Annotated in this window: 9 protein-coding genes; 2 read left to right on the top strand and 7 right to left on the bottom strand. The window is 57.5% G+C overall.

What is annotated here, in order from left to right; genetic code table 11:
• Positions 1–130 precede the first annotated feature (130 nt).
• Positions 131–856, bottom strand: coding sequence for a LexA family transcriptional regulator (locus T370_RS0119905; protein ID WP_005024745.1), 726 nt, complete (start codon positions 854–856; stop codon positions 131–133).
• Between the two features lie 183 nt (positions 857–1,039).
• Here T370_RS0119905 and T370_RS0119900 point away from each other — a divergent pair, with 183 nt between their 5' ends.
• The gene (locus tag T370_RS0119900; protein WP_005024746.1) at positions 1,040–1,252 is read left to right on the top strand and encodes a hypothetical protein; all 213 of its coding nucleotides are present in this window, start codon (positions 1,040–1,042) and stop codon (positions 1,250–1,252) included.
• A 542-nt stretch (positions 1,253–1,794) separates the two neighbouring features.
• Entirely contained in the window at positions 1,795–2,178 is a 384-nt protein-coding gene (locus tag T370_RS0119895; protein WP_005024747.1) for a hypothetical protein, read from the top strand.
• A gap of 296 nt (positions 2,179–2,474) precedes the next feature.
• Here T370_RS0119895 and T370_RS0119890 read toward each other — a convergent pair whose 3' ends face one another.
• The 6 genes from T370_RS0119890 to pylSn all read right to left on the bottom strand — a co-directional run bounded on the left by T370_RS0119890 (position 2,475) and on the right by pylSn (position 8,191).
• Positions 2,475–3,341: a VIT1/CCC1 transporter family protein gene (locus T370_RS0119890; protein WP_005024748.1), complete on the bottom strand. Its 867-nt coding sequence runs from the start codon at positions 3,339–3,341 to the stop codon at positions 2,475–2,477.
• A gap of 68 nt (positions 3,342–3,409) precedes the next feature.
• Positions 3,410–4,231, bottom strand: coding sequence for a 3-methylornithyl-N6-L-lysine dehydrogenase PylD (pylD, locus tag T370_RS0119885; protein WP_029436773.1), 822 nt, complete (start codon positions 4,229–4,231; stop codon positions 3,410–3,412).
• Positions 4,232–4,599: 368 nt separating this feature from the next.
• Entirely contained in the window at positions 4,600–5,778 is a 1,179-nt protein-coding gene (gene pylC / locus T370_RS0119880; protein ID WP_029436772.1) for a 3-methylornithine--L-lysine ligase PylC, read from the bottom strand.
• A gap of 174 nt (positions 5,779–5,952) precedes the next feature.
• Positions 5,953–7,005 carry a methylornithine synthase PylB gene (gene pylB / locus T370_RS0119875; RefSeq protein ID WP_029436771.1) on the bottom strand — a complete coding sequence of 351 codons (1,053 nt, stop codon included), beginning with the start codon at positions 7,003–7,005 and terminating at the stop codon, positions 5,953–5,955.
• Positions 7,002–7,838 (bottom strand): pyrrolysine--tRNA(Pyl) ligase large subunit, encoded by an 837-nt coding sequence (gene pylSc / locus T370_RS0119870; RefSeq protein ID WP_029436770.1) that lies wholly within the window; start codon positions 7,836–7,838, stop codon positions 7,002–7,004. The genes pylB and pylSc overlap by 4 nt, the downstream gene beginning before the upstream one ends.
• The gene (gene pylSn, locus T370_RS0119865) at positions 7,835–8,191 is read right to left on the bottom strand and encodes a pyrrolysine--tRNA(Pyl) ligase small subunit (RefSeq protein ID WP_009368527.1); all 357 of its coding nucleotides are present in this window, start codon (positions 8,189–8,191) and stop codon (positions 7,835–7,837) included. The genes pylSc and pylSn overlap by 4 nt, the downstream gene beginning before the upstream one ends.
• Positions 8,192–8,291: the final 100 nt, after the last annotated feature.

The following is an 8,291-nucleotide window of genomic DNA, read 5'->3' as shown; positions in this document are numbered from 1 at the left end:
GTTTCAATCCCCCGGCTTTGCCGGGGGTTTTGACAGTCTTTGAGAGAGGAGGGATGGGGGGTTGGGGGAAGGGAGGAGAGAACTTTCTTCAGAAAGTTCTCTCCTCCCTTCCCCCAATCTTCTTTATTCCTTACGCTTCCCGACACCACCAGATGACCTTGCCGATGATGCGGACGGACTCGGCCATGTCGCCGCGCAGATCCACTTCGATGGGCTCGTAGCGCTCGTTGAGGCTGCGGAGAAGCATCCGATGACCGGGCAGCGTCTCAATCTGCTTGATGTAGATTTCCTCGTTGACACCCACGGCGTAGATCGTATGGGGATAAATCTGCTGTTTACTCTGATCTATAAGGGCCATGTCCCCGTGGCAGATCTCCGGCTCCATGCTGTCACCGTAAACCTTCATGAGCACCATCTTGTCGGGATTGCCCTTCCGGCACAGCCAATCGGAACGAAAGGCAAAATAATCCAGTACATCGGCTTCGGTTTGCAGGCTTCCCACTCCGGCGGAAAGGCTCGCCGCCACCAGAGGGATGCACAACAGGTCGAGATCCGGAACCGCCGCGCCCGCAGGCGTCGACGCCTGGGAAGTTGATGAAGCAACCGGAGCATGGGAAGCTACAGGAGTGGATTCGTCTCCCTTCCCGAACATCAGCCAGTCCATCGACAGGCCACACTGTTGCGAGACTTTGACCACCCATCCTTCCGGAATCTTGCGTTTTCGCCGGGCCTGGCTGACGGCCTGCGGCGAAACGCCGAGAAGTGCCGCCAACTGGGCGTCACGATGCAGCCCCGCACCGGAGAGGAGGCGGTCCAGAATGGCATTGGAATCGGATTCGGATGGTATTGTGTTCATGAGCCAGCCTATACCCGATTCTTGATTGTCTTGTCAATCTCAGCTTTCTTTTTACAAGAGGTGTAAATCAATTTTTATTCAATTTATCAATTTTTAATTGACAAACAAGCCGGACTCGGGCACTTTCAAAACGCGCCGGGAAAACGGCGAATTTCGTGGAGCGAGACGACAAGGAGAAATCTCATGGCTATAAGCGAAGATTTGCGGAGCGTACAGGCGACACTCATGCAGGGACTGAACCTCGACAACGCACCGTTGCTGCGTCTGGTGTGCAGCAACCTGCAATCCATCGCGGAGCAGATCGAATCCCTTGAGAACCTCCCACTGGCGACGCGGGATATCGCCGGAAAAGTCGGACGCCGCCGGGGAAAACGATGCGCCCTTGGTGCGGCGTAATGGCAGTGGCCTTCATTGTAATTGCAGTTGATGACAGTAATTAAATACTACATTAAATAGTTAGATGTGCACAAGCTGTCACTGACTATCACTTGGCATCGAAGGAACACTACCGTCCGATCCCTACGGCGGACGTGAAGCCGGGCCCCCTTCGGGTTTACGGCATGGGGTCACGTCGCCGTGGGCGGCTTCGGAAATGAAGAGTTCCCCTATCCGGCTTTCTCTTCATCGCCTGTACCGTAGCCGCAAAGTGTCCCCATGTAACCTCCCCCATCTGCAACTCAGGCATATGCAGAACCATCATGAGATATTCAGGCTATGGAACAGCTGTTGTAACTGGATATAGTTTTTGTAATATGTATATCTGGGATCATTTTCATATACGCAACCCGTTGAGATGTGTTTTCTTTACTTGAACATCCGACACAAACGAAAAAAGTTCGGAACAAAAGGCCTTTTTTCCGCCTCCATCCGGTTGACTCTGGGCTATTCAGTCTTATGTAGTGAAGGTCAAAGAGATTCCGCCAAAGGAGGATTTGGTCATGACGAACAAGGAACTTGAAGTTATTGTTTGTAACGCAATTGACGCTCGTAAGGAGCAAGGGACGCCGTTTGACCGCGACGCGTTCGCAGCCCTCGTCAAGATGGCGCAGGCCCTCTATCCCCATACGACCTATGAACATCAGATCGACGTCGTTGCCCGCATGAAGAGTATCGTCGATCCGATTGACGGCTTCCACCCCCGCTGGGAAACGAACGAACTGTTCGACGCCTGCATCAAGGCCATTGAAGCCAAGCAGCCGTCCTATACCATTCCTTATGAGGACGTCGTCATTTTCATCAACAGCATCAAGATGGCGTTGAAGAGACTTGATCTCAAGGTGGACACTTGCTCGTGCCTCTCCGCCCTAGCTGAAAAGCTGTAAATTTCTCAGCATCATTGCTGAAACAAACAGCCCGAGACGTATCTGAGTCGCGGGCTGTTTGCGTTTATTGCTTCGAAACAGAACCTTCCAAAAATCAAGTGTCGTATAAAAATTGTGTCATTCTAAAGAGATGTAATGCTTTTGGAAGTGGCGAGAGGCTCCGCAGTTTCAGCATGAACCGTCAAGGGAACCTTGGTTCATGTCTCAAACGGCATTTTCCAAAACCTGCCGCCGCCCCTCTCCCATAAGGGAGCCTTTTCTGTGACACCTTAAAAATCAATCTCAGATTAAGTCGCTCACATGTCAATGTTCAACCAGCTCCGAGCCGCCCAGCCTATCAGGAAAGAAATACCCGCCACGCTGAAACTGATGGTAATCATCTCAGTGAAACCGCGCACGAACGATTCCTTCCGCACCACGGACACGAAATAGGTAAAGCCCAAAATGATCAGTGCCGCGTCGAACAGACAGAATCCCAGAGCCACCAGTGGGCTCTCGAACACGATGTAGGGCAGCAGCAGGAACGCCACGGTGATCATGTAGGCCACGCCGGTATACACCGCCGCCTTGAGCGGGTGCTTTTCCGACGTGTCAGCCTTTTTAGAGAGATACTCGGAAGCCGCCATCGACAGCGTCGCCGCCACCCCAGTAATGAACCCGGCCATGCCGACCATGCGGTTATCATTAAGGGCCAGCGTGAACCCGGCCAGAGCACCGGTCAGCTCCACCAGTGCGTCGTTGAGGCCAAGCACCATCGAGCTGATATAGCTGAGCTTTTCCTCATGGATCATGGCCGCGAGCTGCGCCTCGTGGCGGGTCTCGTCTTCCATGATGCTCCGGGCTTCGGGCAGTTCCTCCATGAGCTTCCGGTAATTTTCCGCGGAGTCGTCTTCTCCTCCTTCCATCAGATTGATCACGAACACGAGACCAAAAATCTTCCCAAGCACCACGAACAGCCACACCCGGAACATGTCGGCTTTGGCCTCAATCCCCGTATAGCGGCCCCATACCGCACAATGCAGACCTTCATCGTGCGACATCTTTTCAAGGATTTCGCTGTTTTTCTGCAAACTGGCCTGTTTTGCCAGCGCCGCGTACACGCGCTGGTCAGTGGCCTCGTTGTCCTGCATCCTGCGGACAATGGCTAGCGTCTCTTCTCTCATAATCGCCTCCTCGTAAGCCCCCGGTCTAATCGGCTTCACGGGAAATGGCAATCACTGAGAAGGGCCTGTCAGGGCCTTCCGAATGCGGCGGCGAGAAGCATGACAGCCGTGCCGAGCTGAAGGGGATCGTGCCAGACGCTTGCGCCTTCCGGCGCCCGGAGAGTCCATATGCAAGGCACGCAGGGAGCCGAAATGCACGCTCCGGCGGCAAGCCGATCCAAGGGGAAAAAGTCGTTGGTCGGCGCCGCGTCGAGCAGGCACTCGAACAACGGCAATCCGGACAGGTCATCCGGTGTGCAGGGAGTACAGCCGGAGAGCGCCCCGCAAGCGGCGCGGGCCTTTTCCCCATCCATGTCGCAGAGAAAAACCTCATAGCCCGCCAAGGCCAGCGTCTCCGCACCCGCACAGCCCACAGGTCCGGCTCCAAGCACGAGAGCCCGCTTGTCCAGCCTCTTTCGCGCCGCCATGCGGATCAGGGCGGTGGCGAACCCGCGCCCCGTGGCCCGACCGTTTTCGCCCACGGTGCCAGTAAGAATGTTCTCAGCGAGATACGTATCGTCATCGGCCCAGATGAACAGATCAAATCCGCCGCTCTTGGCGAGCTGAAAACCGGGCACATCAGCCGGAAGCACATCGGCCTCGAAGCCAAGATGCCCGGCAATGGAAGCCAGCGAGTCCGCGAACCCCCCGATAAGCCCTTCCCCGGATGAAATCGGAATCGCGCCTACCCGCAATTCCCGCACGCCTGAGCGGGCGGTTTCGGGATCGATGCCAAGTGTCCGGGCCGCCAGTGTCAGCAGATCGTCGCCCGTTAGTTCCTCAAGCCGCCTTTCATAGGTGGCCCATTCCGCTTCTATGCCGGCAATATCGTTTTCCGTCAGCCGGGTCATAAATGCTCCTTGGGATAACGTGAAACAGAAAAGGGAAAGAGCCCTCCTCTGAAGAAAAGCTTAAATTCCCCACGCCCTCCTTTCTTTTCTCCAAAACTTTCGGCGAGTGGAAAGGCGACGCGGAGGAAATCACACTACACATATAGATGGAGAAAAGAATATGCCGGGAGCGGAATTTCAGCAAAGGTTTTCTCCGGTGCTGAGAAGATGCAGGGGAAACCGTGCCTCACAACAGGAAGAAGAGCGACGGCACGCTGCATCATGAAGGGCACCGGATTAGAGACAGACGGCATGATGGCATGAGCGAACCAACCGTTGCAACCGGCAAGCATGGTTATGTATTCCGGTGCTGTTCTCCAATCTTCAAGTTATCCTTTAAAAATTGTTTTTCCAGTCTGCCTCTCCGCCAATTCTCGCAGATGCTCTATGCAGTCGCTGCGGCGTGATGCCACGTCTTCCGCGTTCTGTCCCGCGAACATCAGGGTTGCGGCCCACGAACCTGAAAGCAGGCTTCCGCCAACAAGCGCTTCATCGGCCCCACAAAAACCGTTTACCGGCTCCAGAGGGCCGAACTGCCCCATGATGTGCTCACCGAGAAAATGCAGCCCGCCGTCTTTACAAAGGACATGTTCATACCGGGCGAAGCGTGGTGCGCCAAGGCCGGACCCCGGAGCATAGGGAAAAAAGCAGGCCGCCAGATGTTCCGCGAGGTTGACGCCCGTGGACAGCCATACAGCCGTGGGCGTCTGGCTCGGGAAACGGGCATCTATTTCCAGTACGCGCATACCTTCTGGAGCCTGGATCACTTCCAAATCCATCAGCCCGTGCAACCGCAACATTTCAGCAAGATTAAGCAATGCGGCTTCCATCTCTCGCACGAAGGACGGTGAAGAGCCGGTGGGCGCAACCACGCCCCGGCAATCGAAGGCTTCGTCCATGAGCAGGTCCGTCACCTGAAAGATTCTGTAGTTTCCGGGTGTTCCACATATCTCCAATGAAAAGGACGGACCGGGGCAGTACGATTCCAAAACCCATCCCTCGGCATCGAATCCCTCAGGAATATAGGCACGCAGTTCGGCTTCATCGCTGAGCAGACGGACGCCCCGGCTGCCGCTGCCTTCCGAGGGCTTGGCTATGATCGGAAATACCCTTGTATCCGCTCTTGCCGCAGGTTGCGGGATCGGCGTACCGCAGCGCAGGAAAAGGTCGCGGCTCCTCAGTTTGGAGGAGGTGACCTCGTAGGCGAAGGGATCAAAGGCGAACAACATGCCTTCACGGGCACACCAGCCGTCGAGCGCGGCAAGCGCGGCGGCATTTTCCAGTGCGGGGATCACGATGTCAGTCCCCAAAATCTGGTGTTCCACTTTCCGTGTCAAGACGCCGGAACCGCCCAGCTTCGTCACGTCGCATTGGGCGAAAACATCCGCCAGCCGCAACGCCGGAGGCGCGGGCCTTTCATCCACAAGCAACGTCCCCCAACCGGCCTTCCGCGCCAGCCAGCACAACTCCACGCCCTGCAATCCGCCGCCGACTATCGTTACCCGCATTCGACCACCGCCCTCAAGAAACTTCCTGTCCCCGGGATCACACCCCATTCCTGTTCCCGGTTGGCCTCGGACTTGGGGTCGTCCCGGCTCACGCATACGTCATTTCCGCAGCACCAACCTTTAAGCCTGCGCCGGAGCGATCTTCCGGCGTCCCCCTCCCCCAAAAAAGTCCGTTTACCGCTCTTCTCCCCGCCTCCGCTGCTCGACCCATGCGCGATACTCGCCGGGCAAGGCGGGTTCGAGCCCGAGTACCCCAAGCTGTCTGACGACAGCGGCAACGCTCCTGCGCTGATTCTCGATATCGAGGTCTTTGGAGGCCACACCCGCAAGGCCGCAACCGGAAGGCACGATGGACGTCACCACGTTCGCCCCAGCCTTGAGCCGCATCGCCAAACCTTCGAGGCCATCCACATCCAGAGAGGCCGGGATCAACCGATCTTCCATAACCAGCCGCATCGCGGCAATGGCCAGCAATTCGTGCGCGCGGCGCTCTTCAAGCGTGTCCCCGGCTGTGGATGGGAACGTCGATTCGTGCGGCACATAGCTCATGGCCCGAACCTGATCCAGCGGTTCACGCGCCATATCGAGAATCGAATCCGCCAAATCCTCCGCCGATTCACCTACGCCCGTGAGCAGGCCGTCCTCGGCGAGCAGGCCGCACCCCGCCGCCTCAAGGCGCGTGCGCTTCCGGCGATCATAATCCTGCTCCAGACGCAAACGCGTGAACAAATCCCGGTTGTGCGTCTCCTGATAACAGGCGTACCAGTCCGCCCCGGCCTCACGGAGCCGTACGAGCTGTTCCGCCGAAAGCACGCCCGGAGACACCATGATCGGCAGCCCGGTGGTTTCCTTGAGGGCTGATACCAGCTCCAACAGCCGATGGAATCCGGCGGGCTCCACATAATACGGATCTTCCCCCAAGGTCAGATCGAGCAGGTGTACCCCATCCGCCGCGAGGCGCCCGGCCGCTTCGAGCATTTCCCCGGGCGGCTTGCGGTAACGTTCAAGGGATGAATTGCTCCTCCGGTACTGGCAAAAAGCACAGTCATTCCGGCAATGGGTGCTCAGATACAGGAAGCCGTACAAAAACACCTTGTTGCCGAACGCCCTGTGCCGCGCTTCCCGTGCCGCGTCAAAGACAAACGCCCGCTCCCCCTCCGATTTCGCGGACAGGAGGCCGAGCAAGGCCTCTTTACCCATCTGGGGCTGGCATATTGCTGCTTTCATATCCGTAACCGTATCCCGTGAAGGTAGGAGAGGCTCCGTCCGGTTTTCGCCATCGTGCTTTCCCCGGTCGCGGCCATCGTAAGGCGCTCAAGGCCGAACCCGATGCCCACCCAGTTCTCCATGATGCCCCAAGCCGCATCAAGCGGGTGAGGGCCAAGGGCGGAGGACGCCAGCTCCATACCGTTTTTGTCCACAAAATCCGAAGTTTCGCCATAAACGGCGGAATCCTCGTCCGTCATGCGCCAGCCCTCGATCCCGGCGGCATCAAGTACCATCGCGCCGAGTTCGCGCAGACGTGCATTGAGGTCCGTACCTTCGGGCAAGCCCATTTCCACAAGGTTCAGCATGGTGAATTCGTTGGCGTGGCGTTGTCCCTGCGTCTCGCGGCGGAAGCACGGGCCGACCTCGAACAGCCGTACCGGGCGGGGGCGTAGTCTTCCGACTTCGCGCATGTATTCATACAGATGCGGTGCCAGCATGGGCCTCAGGCAGCGTTTGGAGTCGATCCAGAACACCTGTTTTTCCATGATCGAACCATCGAATACGCCCATTTTTTCGAGGCGTGCGCGGGACAGGATGATCGGAGTATGCACCTGAAGGAAACCCGCCGTGCGCAGAACGGCGGAAAGGCGTTCCTCCAGTTCCAGAATAAACGGCCTGCGTGGGCCTTCGCACAGGGCATCGAGGCGTTCGTGCTGCTCCGTGACGAGCCGGGACTCAAGGCGCTGGAAGGCACGGTTACGCTCTGCGCTGTCCGCAAACCCGGCTTGCAGGTCTTCGGACGCCGCGCCGAGTTCGCCAAGCCGCCGTTGCTGTTCTTCGCTGAAGATCATTGCCCGCCTCCCTCCGCACGCAGGATCGCGCCGGACTTTTTGCGGAACACGGTTCCCTGATATTTCTTGAGTTTCCATTCGGGGATGGCACAAATCGGACACGGATCCGCGAATATCTTGTTGCGGAGCCATCGGCTGGCCCTTGAGGTGCGGGAATCGCGCACGGTGAAGGTCCTGCCGCAGTGCGTGGTGATCACGGCGTGGTCGCCCGCGATTTCCATTGTCCGGATGCCGTGGAGGATGCCCTTCCGAGAAGGCCACAGCTTCATCTTGCCGATCAGGGCGAAAAGAAACTGATTTTTGCGGTAGGTGCGCTGCTTTGGAGCCGGGCGCGTAGTGGGCGTTTCACTCATGGCGATCTCGCTTTTGAGTGTGGAAGGAAAGGAAGATGTGGGGAGGGGAAGCGGGAGATTGGGGAGGGGAGGAAGGGACTTTCTGGAGAAAGTCCCTTCC

The organism is Bilophila wadsworthia ATCC 49260, assembly GCF_000701705.1.
Taxonomy (GTDB): domain Bacteria; phylum Desulfobacterota; class Desulfovibrionia; order Desulfovibrionales; family Desulfovibrionaceae; genus Bilophila; species Bilophila wadsworthia.
This window is presented reverse-complemented; position numbering and strand designations above follow the sequence as displayed.

What these genes read in the sequence shown, in the direction of transcription:
- pylC (WP_029436772.1), bottom strand. Translation starts at nt 5,778, where the DNA reads ATGCGGGTAACGATAGTCGGCGGCGGATTGCAGGGCGTGGAGTTGTGC.
- pylSc (WP_029436770.1), bottom strand. Translation starts at nt 7,838, where the DNA reads ATGATCTTCAGCGAAGAACAGCAACGGCGGCTTGGCGAACTCGGCGCG.
- pylD (WP_029436773.1), bottom strand. Translation starts at nt 4,231, where the DNA reads ATGACCCGGCTGACGGAAAACGATATTGCCGGCATAGAAGCGGAATGG.
- T370_RS0119895 (WP_005024747.1), top strand. Translation starts at nt 1,795, where the DNA reads ATGACGAACAAGGAACTTGAAGTTATTGTTTGTAACGCAATTGACGCT.
- pylB (WP_029436771.1), bottom strand. Translation starts at nt 7,005, where the DNA reads ATGAAAGCAGCAATATGCCAGCCCCAGATGGGTAAAGAGGCCTTGCTC.
- T370_RS0119905 (WP_005024745.1), bottom strand. Translation starts at nt 856, where the DNA reads ATGAACACAATACCATCCGAATCCGATTCCAATGCCATTCTGGACCGC.
- pylSn (WP_009368527.1), bottom strand. Translation starts at nt 8,191, where the DNA reads ATGAGTGAAACGCCCACTACGCGCCCGGCTCCAAAGCAGCGCACCTAC.
- T370_RS0119890 (WP_005024748.1), bottom strand. Translation starts at nt 3,341, where the DNA reads ATGAGAGAAGAGACGCTAGCCATTGTCCGCAGGATGCAGGACAACGAG.
- T370_RS0119900 (WP_005024746.1), top strand. Translation starts at nt 1,040, where the DNA reads ATGGCTATAAGCGAAGATTTGCGGAGCGTACAGGCGACACTCATGCAG.